Source organism: Paenibacillus sinensis (assembly GCF_019904155.1).
Lineage (GTDB): Bacteria > Bacillota > Bacilli > Paenibacillales > Paenibacillaceae > Paenibacillus_AQ > Paenibacillus_AQ sinensis.
Genome location: NZ_JAHCMB010000117.1, coordinates 1 through 17656, shown reverse-complemented (window position 1 = coordinate 17656; position 17656 = coordinate 1). Strand labels below are relative to the sequence as shown.

Sequence of the window (17656 nt, the reverse complement as noted above, 5' to 3'; positions counted from 1 at the left end):
TCCTTCATCATAAATAATCCTGGATATTGAAATCGGGAGCGACCGGAATGCTCGTACGCCGATAGGACTCCTTGGCCGCGATCGGATATGTCGCATCGATTCCCATCTTGGCCGACACTCCCCGAAGCTGATGGGACGGCTCCAGCGGCGAGCCTTTGGCTCCGGGAACGATGAACACATCAAGATCGGCCTGTACGCGCGTCGCAATCGCCCATTCCACATCCTGCGGATCGAACAGATTCACATCTTCGTCGACTACCACGACATGCTTCAGATCCTTGTCGCTCGCGAAGGCGGCCAGCAATGCCTGCTTCGCGTCCCCTTCACTGCGCTTGCGGATCGAAATCACCGCATGATAGCGGCCGATCCCGCCTACCGTTAAATGCACATTCAGCACCTCCGGCACAACCTGCCGCACAGTGCTGAGCAGCGTCGCTTCCCGGGCAAGCGCCATCGGCAGATGCTCTTCATGGCTGGACGGATAAATCGTCTGCCAGATCGGCTCGTTCCGATGCGTAATCGCCGTGAATTCGATAACGGGCTGCGGCGTGCAATCTCCGTAATAGCCTCCGAGTTCACCGAACGGCCCCTCCGGCTCCCGGACATGGGGCAAAATCTTGCCCTCCAGCACAACTTCCGCCTCGGCAAGCACCTCCAGATCCACCGTCCGGCATTGCACGACATCCAGCGGCGTACCGAGCAGCGCCCCCGCTACATCAAGCTTGTCGCAATGGTACAGATGCGTGCTGATCTGCGACGCAAGCACGACCGCAGGCACGACGCCGAACATGACCGCAACCTCCATCGGCTCTCCCCGCTGCTCGGATTCCAGGAACTGCCGGTGCAGCTCCGGCGAAGAGATCAGCACGCTGGAGCGATTGCCTTCCAGCATCTGCATCCGGCGGATCGAGGTATATCGTCTGCGGCCGCTCCGGTCCTTAACGACGAGAATGCCGGAGACAAGATACGCTCCCGAATCGTCCTTGTGATACGTACAGACCGGAAAATAATCGGTCACCCTTTTGGGCCGCAGCACTACATTTTCATGAACGGGACCCGAAGCGACCTTCCGCGTCTTGATCGGATGAACGATGGAGTCGATCAACTTCTCCAATAGCCGGTCCTTCGTAATCCCCATCGTCTCTGCCAGCAGATCGCGGTCCCCGCCAAGCCCCGAGACCATCGGCATGTTATAGCCCTTGATCTTCTCGAAGTAGAACGGCTGCTTCCCTTTCCCGGTCTTGATGACCGCCCCAACCTCAAAGACGGGATCGACTTCCTTGCGGATATGGGTGATGCGGCCGCTGCGTTCCAAATGCTGAACAAGCTCCCGGATGTTATTCATTCGTCCACCGCTTTCTCTCCCCATCTGGCCATCAGCCGGTGGTCGATATTCAAGGCGTCCAGAATCCGGGCGATCACAAAGTTGACCAGCTCCCAAATTTCGGTCGGATGATGATAAAATCCGGGCGAGGCGGGCAGGATGTCCGCTCCTGCGCGGGCCAGCCGGGTCATATTCTCCAGATGGATCAAATGAAGCGGAGTCTCACGCGGAACGACGATCAGCCGTCTCTTCTCCTTGAGCATGACGCTCGCCGTCCGGCTGAGCAGGGTGTCCCCCACGCCGTTCGCAATCGCGCCAAGTGAATTCATCGAACAGGGCAGGATGACCATCCCGTCCGTCTTGAACGAACCGCTCGCTACGGATGCGAAAAGATTGCCGTTGTCCAGCACCTCCGCGTAAGCCTTGATCTCGTTCATCGTAATGCCGCACTCGAACTTCATGACCTTTTTAGCCATTTCGGTCGCAATAACATACGTCTCGATATTCAATTGATGCAGCGCCCGAATCAGCGTATATGCGTAGATGGAGCCGCTCGCTCCTGTAATGCCTACCACAATTTTCATCTAGATGTCTCCTTTAACTGCTCCGGAACACGTTGTTAGCTCCAGGGAATCATGGTCTGCACTTTCTCCAGTCTGCGTGCCAGGAACACGAGCAAAATCGGAGTGCCGATCACAAGCGGAGGCACATCGCTGATCCCGATCCACAACATGGCCCACCAGAAATCAAATATGCCAAGCAAGCTCATGCTGGCGCATGTCACCACAATCATGATTAATCCGGCAATCAGCGACCAGACCGCCGATTTAATCATCAGCGACTTCTCATGGCCCAGCTGTTTAAGAGTCTTGCCCCGGCCAACCATCATTGCAGGCAGCCAGCCGGTGAATCCGACCATAATACCGTCAGCCAGCATCGAATGAGCCGGCAGGAATGTCCCGGCGAGCAGCGCCCATACAACGGTTCCGATATATCCGCAGAAGAATCCTGTTCTTGGTCCGAAGATGATGCCAACCACAGCAGGCAAAAAAGCGAAGATGCGCAGATGAATCACGCCGGGAACAATAGCAATCGGATTGACATAAGCCCAGAGCACACCGGTGAGCACACCGAAAATCACCCAATATACAACGCTCATCATCATGTTCGAGCTTGTTCGTGCATCGTTTTTTGTATTAAGCTGACCTGTCATGTGGAACCACTCCTTTAAAGGTTGAATTTGTAATTCGTCTGAATGACCTGTGTCAGCATTTCTTGCAGCTTCTGTACAGCGTAGCGGATAAATACATGACCTTTCTCGACCGTCGCCAGAGTAGGCGCCCCGATGACGCCCTTTCGGGATACGTCCTTGGTCTTCCAGCCCGGTGTAATCGGGCCTTTGAGGGTGACATACGGATTATCCGTCAGCTGCCGGTCGGGATATTCATCCACGGCTTTGCTCATATCCACCCGCTCCGGGCAGAATACAAGCATTAGCGATGTTTCCAGCTCGCAGGCATGGAATACCCCGTAATTGCCGGACTGCTGGACCTGCTCCAAAATGTCGTTCCAGAAGGAGGTGAACCACCAGTCAAATACGAACAGCTCCATATCATGCTTGATCCGCATATCCCGGCTTAGCACATTCAGCAGATCCGTATTGCCCCCATGACTGTTCATAAGCAGCACTTTGGTGAACCCGTGGCGGCGGATTGATTCGCACAGATCATCAAGCATGGAATAGAATGTTCGGGTGCTGAAGCTGAGGGTTCCCGGGAATTCCATATGCTCCATGCTCTTGCCCACCGGCAGCAGGGGAGTGATCAGCACCTGATGATCCGGGAACTCGCACTCCTTCATGAACACCTTTAGCAGGTTCTCCAGGATGATTGAATCCGTTCCGACCGGCAGATGGCTTCCATGCTGCTCGGTTGCCCCGATCGGAATGATTACCAGAGAATGATCCTTGTCCATCCCTCCAATCTCTTCGGTTGTGCACATACTCCATTGTTGAATCATGAACACCCGCTCCTTTACGCTTTTAGCATCGGAAATAGAACTCCCAGACAAACAGCGGCCGCCCACAGCAAGGTGAAGCATCCAAAAAACTGCAGGTCCCTGGCTGTTATTCGAAATGTCCGGTACGAACTGCGTTTTTGCTTGAAATTCAGATTATAAATATGCATGGACAGCGAAATGCTCTGACCCGATTGAATAGCCCGGATAAACAGGGGGAACAGAATTGCCGAGTAGCTTCTCAGCCGCGCAATCAGCCCGCCTTTGTCTAGCTCAAGTCCTCTGGCGCGCTGGGCATCGGCGATCGTCTGAAACTCGGAGATCATCATCGGGATTATCTGGAATACCAGACCGCACATAAAGGCCGCTTTAAACGGCAGCCCCAGCTTCTGAAGACCATAGATGATTTCACTGAAGTTGGTTGTCATGATCAGCGTATAGAATACCGATACCATCAGAAAGATACGATCCGCTGCAACTACCGATTTCAGCAAATCCTTGTCCTCAATCGCGAAGCTGCCAATGCTCCATAATACATGCCCGCCATTATTCTCAAAAGAACCGATGATCAGCCAGGTTAAAAAGGCCAGAATCAGCATGGGCAGCAGACGCCGAAGCAGGCCGCTCATCTCACGTATCAGTCCGGACATCAGCCAGAGCAGTACACAGCCTGCAGTGAACAGGGCCAGCACCACCAGGTTTTTATAGAACACGACCATCAGCGTCATCACGACGAACCAGATCATTTTGACCCTTGGATCAACCCTGTGAAGCAAAGATGGCTTGTGGACATAACCCGAGAATTTCATCCTTCGCCCCCCCCAACGGCTTGACGGATCGGCACTTCTGGACAGCAGGCAGCCACAAATTGCGGAACCGTCAATATATTCTCCTGCCCGAAGCAGTCGGCCAACCGCTTCACCTGGGGCGGCTCAATACAGACTTCGTGAAGCAGACTGCCTCTGCCAAAAATATCGGGCAGCGTTCCCTTCAGCAGGATGCTGCCGCTCTTCATCAGAATCGCCTCATCAGCCGTTTCCGCCACGAAGGACATCTCATGGCTGATCAGGATCAGGGTCTTGCCCATTCCCTTGAGCTTGGCCATCAAATCCTGAAGCATGCTCTTCATCATCCGGTCCATCCCCAATGTCGGTTCATCCAGAATAATGACATCGGGATCGGTGAGAAGCACGGACAGGATGGTCAGCATATGCTTATGGCCCATCGACAGATTCATGGGAAATGCATCCTTGTACTCAAGCAGATCATGTTCCCTAAGCAGCTCTTCAACCCGGCTTTCATCAGCCTTACGCTTCATAATCCGGCTGGAGAACGTAACCTCCTTCCATACGGAGTCCTCGAAGATCATCTGGTCAGGGTGCTGGAACACATAAGCAATGTCTCGCGCCAGGTCCGCCGTGCTTCGGTCCGCGATCGGACGCCCTTTATAATGGATAGAACCCGAGGTTGGCTGATACAGACCGATCAAATGTCTGGCCACTGTCGTTTTTCCCGAACCATTCTGGCCCAGCACCGCTGTGACCGTCCCCGGAAAGAATGAGACGCTGACCCCGTCAAGAGCGCGGAAGCCATCGAACTCTTTGACGAGTTCATGTATTTCAATGGAAGGAGATTGCTGTTCCCGCTCCTCGTGAAGCGGTCTGTATAGTTCTCTTATGCCAGCGCCCGTTCCGGGGCAATGCTCTCGGAAGAAATCGGAGGCCGCCTCAACGGTTGTGAACAGAGCCGAACCTTCATTCTTTCCGCAGGCATGATACAGCTCCAGCATTTGCGGCACCGTAACTCCGAGACGAATATACAGCTCCTCATCGAGAAAAAAATGTGTCTTGTCGCCGTCAAAGACCACTCTTCCGTTCTCAAGTCCGACCACTCTGTCAACCGCTTCAGCCGGCCAATCGAGATTCTGGTCAATCAGCAGCACGGTCTGACCCTCTTGCTTGAGCTGAATGAGCACCTTCTGGATCAGCGATTTCCCCAGCGGGTCCAGCGAGCTGACCGGTTCGTCCAGGATGAGCAGCTGCGGCTCCATTGCAAGTACCGATGCGATGCACACGGTCTGCTTCTGTCCTCCTGACAAGGCGCTGACCGGCCGGTTCCGGAATACCTCGATTCCAAACAGCTTCAGCACCCGTGTCAGACGCCGTTCGATCTCTTCCTGCTCAAGCCCCATATTCTCAAGTCCGAATACGATGGCATCTTCAACCCGATAACCGAATAACTGGTTCTCCGGAATTTGCGATACGAAACCCACCTTATAGTCTCCGGTGTCCCCAAAACTGACTTCGCCGCCAAGCTCGCTCCCCTTGATCATTTGAGGAATAATGCCGCTGAGAATGTAGCCCAGTGTGGATTTTCCGCTTCCGCTCTTCCCGACCAACGCCACTGTCTCGCCGGCCCCAATCTCCATACTTACTTCATCCAGCGCCCGATGCTCTCCATGCATATGCCGGTAGGAAAGATCTCGTATCGAAACCGGCATCTTATTCTCTTCCTCCAGTTTGAGGCCGGGACTCAAATTTCAGATCTTCCACACTGACGATTTGCCCAAGCACATAGTCAATATGCTCCAGGGCGGCTTCATGCTGCTTGGCGCTGGTGCCGGCCACACATTCTCTCGGAACGACCACATAATAGTCATGCTGCTGCGCGTCCGTCGCCGTTGCCCGCACGCATACATCCGTTGCCGCTCCTGTCAGAATAATCGTCTTTACGCCCAGCCCCTGCAGCAGAACCTGAAGATCGGTCTGGAAGAAGGCGCTGTATCTGCGTTTTTGAATGACATAATCGCTCTCTTCCGGCTTCAGCTCCTCAATAATTTCCACGCCATGCGTTCCTTCCACGCAGTGGATCGGCTCGCTGCGGTCCAGCTCCCGTCCAAAGTCAACATGTGACTTCCGGTGAATTTCCTGGGTATAGATGACAGGAACTCCCGACTCTCTGGCGTAGGCCAGCAGCTTCTGATTGGATTCGATCAGACCAGCATCCGCTTTACATGGAATGACAGCTTCCTCTCCGACGAAATCGTATTGCATGTCGATAACAATGATGGCAGCGTTCTTGATGCTCAGCACTTTCATCCACTCCTTTTACTCTGTATAAATTTGTAAAAAAAAGAGAAGCGGCCGTTGCCGGAAGGTATTCCTTCCGGCAACGGTCGCTTCTCATCGTAAACGAATCGAAAGTTACCGTTTCCTCATCATATCAGGCTATCTACCCGAGATAAACCCCGGGAGATCCCCTGCAAGGATTCATTTGTCCGCCGTACTACTCCACAATGACTAAAGTGGATGCCCATTCCGTTAATGGATCGTAATCGCGAAGAATAGAGACTACCTTAAGAGCCGCTTCGGCCTCTACCCTCTCCCGAAAGCGTAATTTGAATTCGGAATGAAGGGCGTGATCGACGGCCATCTTGGTGGAGGCGTGACGCATTTCCAAGGCTTTGAGAGCAACCACCCTCTGATGCTTGACCAGAAAGTGAATCACATTATCTTCAATGGTGATCTTGAGCTGATTGACGCCGTATCCGTAGATTTCCTTGTTAACTTCATTGTAAATCCGGGAGAGCAGCTTCTTTTGCTCGCTGTTATCTTGCCATTTTGGAATAGCCATGGATATGCACCGCCTAATCTCCTGCTATTAAGTGTCTGTTCTAGTTGTCCCGCGATTAGTTCCATTATACGCATATTCAGTTTTAAGTAAATACCTTCATGCAAATTTTCCTGACATGAGTTTTTATTTTTTCTTGCCCTTCTTTCTGGATTCATTGATGGAATAGATCATCAGGCCGATGATTGTTACCACATAAGGCACCGTCGATACGAGCTCGGCCGGTATTTTGAACAGCTGCAGCACATTCGACATCGCTTCGGCAAACCCGAACAGAAACGAGGTCAGTGCCGTTCCGATGGTCGTGCTTCTGCCCATTGATTCCGCAGCAAGCGCAATCCAGCCTCTTCCTGCCGTCATATCCCGGGTGAAGAGCGAGAGATAGCCCATCGACATATACGCTCCGCCAAGACTTGCGAACAAACCGCTTAGCAGAAGGGCTATGTACTGGGTGCGGACAACCTTGACTCCAACGGACTGCGCCGCCTGAGGATTCTCGCCAACCGCCCGGATCTGTAGTCCAAGCGGCGTCCGCTTAAGCAGATAATACACTGCAGCGACGGCAATCAGCGACAGATAGGTCAGCACATGATGTCCCGAAATAATCGGGCCGATAACCGGAATATCCTTGATCAGCGGGATGTCAATGTTGGGCAGCACCTTGCTCGCCACGGACGAAGAGGTCCCCTTGTCGCCGGTGAGCAGGTACAGGACGAAGATCGTCCCTCCGGAGGCGAATGCGTTGATCGCGATACCGCCCAGAATAATATGCGTTTTGAATTTCAATGTAAAAAAAGCTAACATGCCCGCGATCAGCACGCCTCCGGCGGCGGCTCCTAGCAGCCCCAGCCAGGCGCTTCCTGTGTAGGCGCTGAACAGCACGCCCATGAGTGCTGAGGTTAACATAATGCCTTCCAGACCGATGTTGACAATGCCGGCTCTATTGGAGATGAGCGCGCCCAGCGCCGCGAACAGGATCGGGGTCGTAACCCGCAGAATGGAGAAGGCGAACTCGGTTGTGAAGATGGCGGCGAAAAAGTTACCCATTCTTCTGCGCCTCCTTCAGCAGCATTCTGTTCTTCCAGAATTTCAGGAACTGCTCTGCGGACACCAGGAGCAGAATCACGCCCTGGATTATGGAAATCATCTCGGCAGGAACGTCGGACAATCTCGACATCATATCCGCCCCTACCCGGATGTAGGCAAGGAACAGGGCCGAACCGATAACTGCGAGCGGATTGTTCTTGGCCAGCATCGCTACAAGCGCGCCGTCCATTCCGTAACCCGGCAGGGATGTCCAGTCGAACCGGGTGTGCATGCCCAGCACTTCCACCGACCCGCCAACTCCGGCAATAAACCCGGCAAGCAAATGGACATATACGATAACTCTTCCGGTCTTGATTCCCGAGTATTCTGCGAACTCCCGGTTGGAGCCGGTCATCCGCAGCTCATACCCCCATTTGGTCTTGTACATGAACAGATGAGCGCCGACAATACATAGCAGTACGATGATCAAGCCCGAATGAATGCGGGTTCCGGGAATAATGCGGCTTAGAACCGCATCGGGATTGAACTTGAATGAGGCTGTCTGGAACGCCGCCGCATCCCTGAGCTTGTAATTAAGCAGATACAGCCCGACTCCCAGCAGAATGCTGTTGAACATCAGCGAGGTCACCAATTCATTGGCGTTCCATTTCGCTTTGAGGATGCCGGGGATCGCCATGATCAGCGCACCTACAAGCCCTCCCGCGATAATGGCGACAGCGGGATGCAGGAATCCGAGGCCCGAACGAATGGCAATGGATGCCGCCACCAGGCCGGAGAAATAGAAGATCCCTTCAGCCCCTAGATTGAACATGTTCATCTTGAACAGCAAAGCCAGTGACACGCCCGCGAACATGAGTGGAATCGCCATTTCCACCACGTTCCCCGCGTGGGACAGCGAAGAAATCGGCTCATACAGGAAGATGAACATCGTATGCCATGGCTGATCACTGACAAAGGAAATGATCAGAAGAGAAAGGAGGAGAGCGATAACGACAACCGCCAGTGTGCGGAACCATTCGAAATATTTCAGCTTAAAAATGTTGAGCCCCCCTTATCTCTTCCTCATCCTGTCTCTTGATGCCCAGCATGAACAGTCCGAGTTCTTCTTCCGTAAGCTCAGAGGGACGATCGAAATAGCCGACAATTTCTCCTCCGTACATGACCGCCAGGCTGTCGCTCAGCTCCAGAATCTCGTTCAAATCAGCCGAAATTAGCAGAATCGCGCATTTCTCCGACCGCAGGTCGATCAACTTCTGATGGATCAGCTGTGCGGCGCCGACATCCACGCCCCGTGTCGGCTGTTCGGCAATCAGCAGCTGCGGCTCCGTCGAGCTCTCCCGGGCCACGACCACCTTCTGCATATTGCCGCCGGACAGCATGCCGATCTCCTGGGCCGGACCCGATGTCTTGATGCGGAACGAGTCGATCAGACTCTCGGCAAGACGAAACATCTTCTTCCGCTTCATGAACATCCCGCTGCTCCAATCCCTCTTCTTGAAGATGGTGGAGACCAGATTGTCCACAATGCTGGCATCTTTAGCCGTCCCCTGTCTCATCCGATCCTCCGGAATGTAGGAGACACCGAGGTTCCGGATCGCTCCGATATCAAACTGTCCGATATCCGCCCCGCCCACATGGACGGCGCCCGGCGGAGACTTCAACTGGCCGGTAATGGCCTGGACCAGCTCGGATTGGCCGTTGCCTTCGACTCCGGCAATGCCCAGGATTTCACCTTGGCGGATCGAGAGCTGAACGGATTTCAACAGATCGTTGCCGTGCTCTCCCTTGAGCGACAAGTCTTTGACAGCCAATACCGGCTCTCCATATTCATGCCGCTCTTTCTCATATTTCAGTACGACATCTCTTCCGACCATAAGGCGGGAGATTTCCTGCTCGGTAATATCCTGGACACCGAAGACGCCTTCTGTCCGGCCGCCGCGCATAATCGTAATCCGGTCGCAGATAGCCTTGACTTCCTTGAGCTTGTGGGAGATAAAGACGATGGTATGTCCAGCCTCCTTAAGCTGCTTCAGCTCCTGGAAGAGCTCCATCGTCTCCTGCGGCGTCAACACAGCCGTCGGCTCGTCGAGAATCAGAATCTTCGCGCCGCGGACCAGTGCCTTCAGGATTTCCACCTTCTGCTTCATGCCTACGGACAAATCCCTGACCTTCTGCTCGGGTTCAACCGCGAGATTATATTTGGCCGAGTATTCTTTGGTGATTCTGACGGCTTCATTATAATTGAAGGACACGCCTTTTCTCGGCTCCATGCCAAGAACCATGTTCTCGGCTACGGTGAAGGAAGGAATCAGCATGAAATGCTGATGGACCATTCCAATTCCGATGTCGATCGCATCCTGCGGAGAGCCTAGCCTGATCGTCTTCCCTCTCAGGATCATCTCACCTTCACTGGGCTCTTCCATCCCGAACAAGATTTTCATGAGCGTCGATTTGCCGGCTCCATTCTCCCCGGCAAGCGCGTGAATTTCGCCCTCATTCAAGCTGAAATTCACATTCCGGTTCGCGACCACGCCATTCGGATATACCTTCATTACACCACGCATCTCCAGCAACGCCCCCATCATTCGCCGCCTCCTTCCTGCTGTTATTCCCGGATTCATTGAATCACGGATAGGGATAAGGAGGAAATTCCTTACGGAATCTCCCCCTTTGTGTTGCTTGATTTCAATGCGCTTATGGTTTTACAGCGTTGCGAATCTTCTCAACTTCGGATGTTTCCATTTTGGATGCATCACTGACCACGATTTCTTTGTTGATCAGCTTCTTCTCGATCTCTTCGATCTTCGCCTTCATCTCCGGAGTGAACGCAGCGTTGTAGATATCATTCTTGGCGATGCCTACCGCACCTTCCGTGAAGCTGAGCGTTTCGCGCTTGCCGAACTCCAGAGTGCCTTCCTGATACTTTTTCACAGCCCGAAGGATGGATTGGTCAATGTTCTTCATGGAAGAGGTCAGGATCAGGTTCGCCTTGTCCGGGTCGGTGCCCTTAACCATTTCAGCCTGGTCGGAGTCTACGCCGATCGCGTATTTCTTCTTCTCCTTGGCGGCATCGAAGATGCCAAGACCCGTTCCGCCCGCAGCACCGAAGATAACGTCAGCGCCGGAATTGTATTGCACGAGCGACAGCTCCTTGCCCTTGGCCGGGTCGCCGAAGTCGCCTGCATACGAAGTGATTACTTTAATATCAGGTACGACATATTGAGCGCCCTCTATGTAGCCGACGAGGAAGGCGTTGATACCCGGTACATCCAGCCCGCCCAGAAATCCGATGATTTTCTCAGGGTTGGCATTGGGAAGATTAGAGGTGGTTGTCAGTGCCGCTGCCGCTCCGGCGAGGAAGGAAGCATCATTTACACGGTACCACATAGCATACACATTGTCCGGCACATCTTCGAAGTCGGTGTCAAAATCGATGAATTTCTTCTCCGGATGCTCGGCCGCAATGGCGTGGAAGATTTCCGAAGCGGTGGAGTTGCCCGAAATAATGAGGTCCCAATCCTGCTCCACAACATCCCGGTAGATCGGCTCCCATTTCGTTTGGTCCGTGCCCATCTCGATGACTTTGGTTGTTGCTCCCAGCTGGTCCCGAACCAATTCAAGACCTCTGTTCGCCGAATCCAGGAATGATTTATCGCCCAAGTTGCCGGGAATCAGCAGGACTACTTTCAGTTTGTCCCCATCCTTTGAGGCAGCCGCTTCGGAAGCGGCCGGAGCATTGCTGCTGGTAGCTGCTGTGTTGCCGGTGGCGGAGTTGCCCGAGCCTGAACAAGCGGTCAGAATAACAAGCATGAGTACACTTACCAGAGCCAGCATTTTCTTCATAAAATAATCCCCTTCTTCGCCTTAAATTTGTGATGGCTTGGACGTTGACCAGTCAATCTATCCTCTAAACCGTTTCACCTTATCCATGAAAATCCGTACCCGGCTCTCGTCCACCAGGTTGTCGAACTTTCCGTCCACCTTAAAGGTGGTGCCTACCACGGCTCCGTCCGCGATGCTCAGCTGCCGCTCGATATTATCCACGGTACAGCCTGTGTTGCAGAACACCACCGTCTCCGGAACCGCATCCTTCACTCTGGAGAGAACCTCACTGCTGGTCTCCGCCCCGGCCGTCAGACCGGACACGCACAGGGCGTCGGGTCTGTTGTTGAATACTGTCGATTTGGCGATATCTATGATGTCTCTGTCTCCCAGATAGGCCGAAGCCTCGGGTACGATGTTGAACAGGATTTTAAGATCATGGGCTCCAAGCTCCGTCTTGTGGCGGATCGTCTGTCCGACGTTCGTATTCCATAAGCCGAAGTCGCTGGCGTAGACTCCCGTGATGATCTCCCGGATGAAGCTTGCATCGGTGGCGACTGCCAGATCAATCGATGCAATGGGGTCCCACAGTACGTTGACGCCAAAGGGGATTCGGATATCTCTCTTCAGCTCCCCGATGACCCTGGCCATGGCGGCCGTTGTCTCAGGTCTGACCTTTGTCAGATAAGGCAGGCTGAATTCATTCGAGAACATCACGGCGTCTACCCCGCCGTTCTGGAGTCCCATCAGATCCTGTCTGGCTAATTCTACTACCCGATCCATGCCGCCTTCGCGTTCATAGAAAGGGTCTCCCGGCAAAGCGCGAATATGGCACATGGCAATAATCGGCTTTATCGTTCCAAATGTCTGTTTAATCCATTCCATAGTTTTGACTCCTCCGTCGTGGTGTATCGGGTGAGGGCTGCTGTTCCAAGCCCGTCCCTTCGTGTCAGATTAGATAACATATTGCTTTATTAATTTAACGCAATTATATCTACTCTTTTCCGATGACGTCAAGAGCTTTTGTGATAATTTATTTATTTTTATTTTCTTTTTATTATCTTTCGTGGTTTTTCAATTGATTTCCAACAGAAGAAAAATCACACAAAAAATCCGTGAAAAAATGCTGAAACCCTTGATAAACAAGAGGTTTTTCAACATTTTTCCACGGAAATCCAGTGAACAGCATTATTCAGCAATAAGTACCTCTACGCCATTTTTTTCCAACTCTAACCTAAAATGATCATCGATTCGATTTGTTATTAATTTATCAATTTTGGAAATTTCACACAAATAACAAAACACCTTCGTGTTATGTTTACTATCATCCGTTACCATAATCACTTCTTCGGCTGCATCGATCATGGCCTTCTTGGCAGGCACTTCTTCCCTGGTCCGGTTGGAAATCCCGAATTCCAGATCGATGGCGTCACAGCCCAAAAAGGTCTTGTTCACATGAACCTTTTTGAAAAATTCGACGGTCTGATCGCCGACAAGGGTATACACGGAATCGCTGAGCGCGCCGCCTGAAACCATCAGCTTCACGTTGGGCTTCATCGCCACTTCCATCGAGATTTTGATGTCATTGGTTAGCACGGTGATATCCTGCGTCTTCATGCTCTTGGCGATTTCCAGCGTGGTGGAGCCCGCGTCGAAGACAACAATGTCGCCCTCTTCAATCAGACTGGCAGCAAGAGCTCCAATCTTCTTCTTCGCTTCGGAATTCGCCTCGAACTTGCTTGCGATCGGAATCTCGTAGGCGAACTTGTTCATGATGGACATGACGCCGCCATGGGTCTTGACCACAAGCCCTTTCTCCGCCAACTCGTCCAGATCTCGTCTGATCGTGACTTTGGACACCTCGAACTGCTCGCTCAGTTCTTTGACGTTGGCTTTCTTCTTGCGGTTGATATATTCGAGAATTTTCTCAACGCGTTCAATTTGGAACACGGTTCATCCCCCTCCACAAGTGTCAGGCCAGAGCAAGGGCAATCTGCATCATGCCCGTGAAGGTCATCTCCCGCTCTGCGGCCGTCGTCGGCTTCTCTCCCGGCTTGTCCGAGATCGTGACCATGCACAGCGCGTGCTTGCCGGCTCTGGCGGCATTCATATACAGGGCGGCAGCCTCCATCTCGGATGCAAGCACACCCATTTTGAGCCAGCCTTCATCATGCTCCTTGGCATTGTCGCAGTAGAAGACGTCACCCGACATAATGTTGCCCACTCTAACTGGCAGCCCAAGCTCCTTGGCCGCTTCCACGGCCTTGCTGAGCAGCTCGTAGCTGGCAATCGGGGCGAACGTGCCGGGCAGATTGAAGCTTTTGGCATAATTAGAGTCCGTACACGCCCCCATGCCGATAATGATATCACGCATCTTCACATCCGGCTGAATAGCGCCCGACGAACCGATCCGGATAATATTGTCCACATCATAGAAATTGAACAGCTCATAGGAATAAATCCCCATCGAAGGCATTCCCATCCCATGGCCCATTACCGAGATGCGCTTTCCTTTGTATGTTCCCGTGTAGCCCAGCATGTTGCGGACTTCATTGAAGCATACCGGATTGTCCAGAAAGTTCTCGGCGATAAATTTGGCCCGCAACGGGTCCCCGGGCATCAGAACCGTCTTGGCGATATCTCCCGGCGAAGCTGTAATATGCGGTGTTGGCGTTGACATAGTGAATCCCTCCATGTTGTGTAAATCTTGTATTGTGATTGCCGTATCATGATTGGCTGTATTGTGATTGGTTTGTTTGGTTATGCGATTCCTGCGATTCCGGGCTGCTATAATTCCGAATTATTGCGAATTGTATTATCCAATTCTGGTTACTGCGATTCCAGGTTACTGCGGCTCCCGGTCCGATTGCGCCAGAGACTGAAGATAAATATCCGTCGTCTCATGCATCCAGTCTTTGAAGCCGGGATAAATTTTGCGGTACTGTTCAAAAATGCGTCTGTACTTGCGGTGCGCCTCGGGATTCGGAGTGATGACCTTCTCCAGCTTGACCATCGCCCTGGTCGCCTCCGCCAACCCCGGATAGATTCCGGCCGCCACAGCAACGGTGATCGCACAGCCGAGACATGGCGCCTGCCGGTCCTGCGGCACGTTCACCGTCACATTGCTGACATCCGCATGAATTTGCATGAACACATCGGACTGCGACGTGCCGCCTGCAATATTGATCTCCTGTACGGGAAAGCCGCTGTCTCTGAACTGTACCAAAAGATTCTCCGTGCCGTAGGCAATTCCCTCCATAAGCGCACGGTACATATGCGCACGAGTATGATTAAGCGAGAGTCCGTAGAACATGCCCCTGACCTTCGAATCGAGATAAGGATGGCGGTTGCCCTGCCAGTAATCCAGCACAATGAGTCCCTCTGATCCCGGCTCAAGCTCCGCGGCCTGACGGTTCAGATAATCAAATACGCCCTCTTCGACATCCTCCAAATCGCGGCAAAATTCCCGCCGGAACCAGCTGAGTATCGAGCCCGACGAGACCTGGCCCCTGTAGGAGGTATAATAGCCCGGAATCAGATGATCCGGTCCCGTATTGATCAAGCCTTCATTGAACAGGGCTTCAGCCGTCAGCGACATAGCCAGATTCGAGGAGCCGGTAATGAGCGCGAGCTTGCCCGGTTCGCTTACCCCCATCCCCAGAATGGCGATGGAAGAATCGATTCCGCCCTGCGCTACCAGCGTATGATACCCGAGGCCAAGCTCATCCGCCGCCTCTTTCGTCAGCGTTCCAATCGCGTCTCCGACTGCATACACATGCCCGTCCGGGAACTTGGACACCGCCTCCTCCAGGCCGATCGTCTTATAAAAATCCTCCGCGAACGCTCCGTCGCGGGCATTGTACCCCCAGTTACAGGAGTTGTTGATGTTGATGGACCAGATCCCCGTCAGGCGATAAGTAAGCCAATCCTGATATTCGCAAAAGACCTCCGCCTTCTCGTAGTTCTCCCTCTCATGGCGCTTCAGCCAGAGCAGCTTGCCCGGCATCCATTCCGCCGACAGCTTCGCTCTCGTCATTCCTTCAATCTCATTCACTTCCTGCGAAGCGCGGACATCCATCCAGATCAGACAATCCCTCACCGGAGTCCCGTCGAGCATGCTCAAGACCACGCTGCAGCTGGTCGTCGCCGTACTGATGCCTATAATCCGGTCCTTGGTTATGCCTGTCTCCGCCATGCCCTTCGCGAAGCTTGCTTTCAGGGCTTTCCACCAATCCTCCGGCGACTGCTCCGCCCATCCGGTATGTAAATGGGTTGTCCGATATTCGGTCGCCGCGAATCCCAGGGAGTTCCCCTGCAAATCGTAGAATCCTACCCGAATGCTTCCTGTACCTCCATCAATACCGACCAGCACATCCCGTTCCATTCCTTCACCCCTTATCCTGTTCACACATGAAGCCTGATCTTCTAATAGCGATGAAGATTAAAATCCCTGTTAATCCCGTATATGGCCCCCGTGACGACGATGCCGACCTGCTCCAGATCGTTCAGATCGCAGGTCTCCATCGGCGAGTGGCTGTAACGGTCCGGCATCCCCATATCGAGGCACGGAATACCGTCATTCTCCAGCTGCAAATACGCCGTATCACTCAGCGCCCCCCGAGCGGCACTCCGCTGAAGTGTTATTCCTCTATCCTGCGCCGATTGCTTGATTAACTCGAACAGCCCCTTGTGGGCGATATTGCCGTTCAGCGTGCCTTTTCCATGAAAATTGAACAGCGTGACGCCCGGCCCGCCGCCAAGCACCACATTGTTGACGCCCCGCTGATCCGGGGTATCTCCGGCGCCGGGGCCGAGCAGGCAGATGGCCATATCCGTCTTGACGCTGCGGGCCGCCATCATCGCGCCTCTGGCATTAAATTCTTCCATTACAGTCCCCACCAGATGAACGGTGCATTCCGGTTTCTTCTCGGCCAGGGCGGAGGCAATCTGCAGCAGATTCGTCAGTCCGGCCGCATCGTCGATATAGGCGCCGGCAATCCGGTCGCCGAGCAGCTCCACATGATGAGGCGCAAAAGTTACAGGACAGCCGACATGAATACCAAGCTCATGCACCTGTTCCATGCTCTTCGCTCCGATGTCGATGAACAAGCTGGGGAACGGATCGACCTTCGCCTTATCCTCAGGGGATTGAATATGATAAGCCTTCGCGCCGATCAGGCCGGGATAGTAGTCTCCATTTTCGCTGCCGACCATCACGGGAATGCCCTGGACGATCTTCTCGGAAATGCCTCCGACCCGCTCGATCCGCAGAAATCCGTCGGGCTCAATCCGGCTGATGACGAAACCGATCACATCCATATGCGCAAACACCATCAGATGGGGCGCTTCCGGATCACTACCCGGAATGGTGGCGATCACATTCCCTGTCTTGTCGATCATCACCTGATCGGTGTATTTGGACAGATCATCCTTGAACCGGTAAGCCATTCGGGATTCATAGCCCGACAACCGGATGATTCCCATATATTCCCTCAGTGTTGTCTTTAGTTCTTCCTTCTGCATCAAGGAACATCACTCCTTTGGAATCAAATCCGCGAATATGATCATTTATGTTCTTTTATGATCGTTTGATATTCTTTTTCTTATTATTATATACATTTCATGATTGTCTGTAAACAATGATGACATCATTTTCTTGATGCTGTATGAATAACTCAACTTAGACCGCCATGACGTAATATTTTTTGACATTCGATTCAGGAGACATTCCTTGTACACTAGAGCATCTTCATATCCTGTGCGGATGGGTGGGGCGCATGTCGACCTCACTTCAGAAGGCGTACTACCCTTTTTATA

General features: G+C 52.9%; 17 protein-coding genes. All 17 read right to left on the bottom strand.

All coding sequences use genetic code 11. The features are described from left to right. Positions 1-7 precede the first annotated feature (7 nt). The 17 genes from KIH86_RS11860 to KIH86_RS11780 all read right to left on the bottom strand — a co-directional run bounded on the left by KIH86_RS11860 (position 8) and on the right by KIH86_RS11780 (position 17362). Positions 8-1345 (bottom strand): UbiD family decarboxylase, encoded by a 1338-nt coding sequence (locus tag KIH86_RS11860; protein ID WP_223086166.1) that lies wholly within the window; start codon positions 1343-1345, stop codon positions 8-10. Beyond that, a complete protein-coding gene (locus KIH86_RS11855; RefSeq protein ID WP_223086165.1) occupies positions 1342-1908 on the bottom strand; it encodes a UbiX family flavin prenyltransferase in 567 nt (188 codons plus the stop codon). The genes KIH86_RS11860 and KIH86_RS11855 overlap by 4 nt, the downstream gene beginning before the upstream one ends. A gap of 35 nt (positions 1909-1943) precedes the next feature. Further along, positions 1944-2537 (bottom strand): aminotriazole resistance protein, encoded by a 594-nt coding sequence (locus KIH86_RS11850; RefSeq protein WP_223086164.1) that lies wholly within the window; start codon positions 2535-2537, stop codon positions 1944-1946. Positions 2538-2551: 14 nt separating this feature from the next. Next, complete coding sequence (locus tag KIH86_RS11845) at positions 2552-3343, bottom strand: creatininase family protein (RefSeq protein ID WP_223086163.1); 792 nt, start codon at positions 3341-3343, stop codon at positions 2552-2554. Positions 3344-3357: 14 nt separating this feature from the next. Then, complete coding sequence (locus tag KIH86_RS11840; RefSeq protein WP_223086162.1) at positions 3358-4149, bottom strand: energy-coupling factor transporter transmembrane component T family protein; 792 nt, start codon at positions 4147-4149, stop codon at positions 3358-3360. After that, the gene (locus KIH86_RS11835; RefSeq protein ID WP_223086161.1) at positions 4146-5840 is read right to left on the bottom strand and encodes an ABC transporter ATP-binding protein; all 1695 of its coding nucleotides are present in this window, start codon (positions 5838-5840) and stop codon (positions 4146-4148) included. The genes KIH86_RS11840 and KIH86_RS11835 overlap by 4 nt, the downstream gene beginning before the upstream one ends. A 1-nt stretch (position 5841) precedes the next feature. Then, complete coding sequence (locus KIH86_RS11830) at positions 5842-6432, bottom strand: cysteine hydrolase family protein (RefSeq protein WP_223086160.1); 591 nt, start codon at positions 6430-6432, stop codon at positions 5842-5844. 193 nt (positions 6433-6625) lie between these two features. Beyond that, positions 6626-6973 (bottom strand): DUF2294 domain-containing protein, encoded by a 348-nt coding sequence (locus KIH86_RS11825; protein WP_223086159.1) that lies wholly within the window; start codon positions 6971-6973, stop codon positions 6626-6628. A gap of 123 nt (positions 6974-7096) precedes the next feature. Beyond that, a complete protein-coding gene (locus tag KIH86_RS11820) occupies positions 7097-8017 on the bottom strand; it encodes an ABC transporter permease (protein WP_223086158.1) in 921 nt (306 codons plus the stop codon). Beyond that, the gene (locus tag KIH86_RS11815; RefSeq protein WP_235775382.1) at positions 8010-8945 is read right to left on the bottom strand and encodes an ABC transporter permease; all 936 of its coding nucleotides are present in this window, start codon (positions 8943-8945) and stop codon (positions 8010-8012) included. The genes KIH86_RS11820 and KIH86_RS11815 overlap by 8 nt, the downstream gene beginning before the upstream one ends. 103 nt (positions 8946-9048) lie before the next feature. Further along, positions 9049-10602, bottom strand: coding sequence for an ABC transporter ATP-binding protein (locus KIH86_RS11810; protein WP_223086157.1), 1554 nt, complete (start codon positions 10600-10602; stop codon positions 9049-9051). Between the two features lie 109 nt (positions 10603-10711). Then, positions 10712-11860, bottom strand: coding sequence for a BMP family ABC transporter substrate-binding protein (locus tag KIH86_RS11805; protein WP_038697460.1), 1149 nt, complete (start codon positions 11858-11860; stop codon positions 10712-10714). A gap of 57 nt (positions 11861-11917) precedes the next feature. After that, the gene (locus KIH86_RS11800) at positions 11918-12724 is read right to left on the bottom strand and encodes a BtpA/SgcQ family protein (RefSeq protein WP_223086156.1); all 807 of its coding nucleotides are present in this window, start codon (positions 12722-12724) and stop codon (positions 11918-11920) included. Between the two features lie 303 nt (positions 12725-13027). Beyond that, a complete protein-coding gene (locus tag KIH86_RS11795; RefSeq protein WP_223086155.1) occupies positions 13028-13789 on the bottom strand; it encodes a DeoR/GlpR family DNA-binding transcription regulator in 762 nt (253 codons plus the stop codon). Between the two features lie 22 nt (positions 13790-13811). Continuing rightward, on the bottom strand, positions 13812-14519 hold the full coding sequence (gene deoD, locus KIH86_RS11790) for a purine-nucleoside phosphorylase (RefSeq protein ID WP_223086154.1): 708 nt from the start codon (positions 14517-14519) through the stop codon (positions 13812-13814). 165 nt (positions 14520-14684) lie between these two features. After that, positions 14685-16223, bottom strand: coding sequence for an FGGY-family carbohydrate kinase (locus tag KIH86_RS11785; RefSeq protein ID WP_223086153.1), 1539 nt, complete (start codon positions 16221-16223; stop codon positions 14685-14687). 41 nt (positions 16224-16264) lie between these two features. Further along, positions 16265-17362: a M42 family metallopeptidase gene (locus tag KIH86_RS11780; RefSeq protein ID WP_235775389.1), complete on the bottom strand. Its 1098-nt coding sequence runs from the start codon at positions 17360-17362 to the stop codon at positions 16265-16267. Between the last annotated feature and the right edge of the window lie 294 nt (positions 17363-17656).

Coding starts and splice junctions, on each gene's coding strand:
- KIH86_RS11850 (WP_223086164.1), bottom strand. CDS start 2,537: ATGACAGGTCAGCTTAATACAAAAAACGATGCACGAACAAGCTCGAAC.
- KIH86_RS11815 (WP_235775382.1), bottom strand. CDS start 8,945: ATGTTCATCTTCCTGTATGAGCCGATTTCTTCGCTGTCCCACGCGGGG.
- KIH86_RS11855 (WP_223086165.1), bottom strand. CDS start 1,908: ATGAAAATTGTGGTAGGCATTACAGGAGCGAGCGGCTCCATCTACGCA.
- KIH86_RS11805 (WP_038697460.1), bottom strand. CDS start 11,860: ATGAAGAAAATGCTGGCTCTGGTAAGTGTACTCATGCTTGTTATTCTG.
- deoD (WP_223086154.1), bottom strand. CDS start 14,519: ATGTCAACGCCAACACCGCATATTACAGCTTCGCCGGGAGATATCGCC.
- KIH86_RS11800 (WP_223086156.1), bottom strand. CDS start 12,724: ATGGAATGGATTAAACAGACATTTGGAACGATAAAGCCGATTATTGCC.
- KIH86_RS11825 (WP_223086159.1), bottom strand. CDS start 6,973: ATGGCTATTCCAAAATGGCAAGATAACAGCGAGCAAAAGAAGCTGCTC.
- KIH86_RS11840 (WP_223086162.1), bottom strand. CDS start 4,149: ATGAAATTCTCGGGTTATGTCCACAAGCCATCTTTGCTTCACAGGGTT.
- KIH86_RS11845 (WP_223086163.1), bottom strand. CDS start 3,343: ATGATTCAACAATGGAGTATGTGCACAACCGAAGAGATTGGAGGGATG.
- KIH86_RS11820 (WP_223086158.1), bottom strand. CDS start 8,017: ATGGGTAACTTTTTCGCCGCCATCTTCACAACCGAGTTCGCCTTCTCC.
- KIH86_RS11810 (WP_223086157.1), bottom strand. CDS start 10,602: ATGATGGGGGCGTTGCTGGAGATGCGTGGTGTAATGAAGGTATATCCG.
- KIH86_RS11835 (WP_223086161.1), bottom strand. CDS start 5,840: ATGCCGGTTTCGATACGAGATCTTTCCTACCGGCATATGCATGGAGAG.
- KIH86_RS11780 (WP_235775389.1), bottom strand. CDS start 17,362: ATGCAGAAGGAAGAACTAAAGACAACACTGAGGGAATATATGGGAATC.
- KIH86_RS11860 (WP_223086166.1), bottom strand. CDS start 1,345: ATGAATAACATCCGGGAGCTTGTTCAGCATTTGGAACGCAGCGGCCGC.
- KIH86_RS11785 (WP_223086153.1), bottom strand. CDS start 16,223: ATGGAACGGGATGTGCTGGTCGGTATTGATGGAGGTACAGGAAGCATT.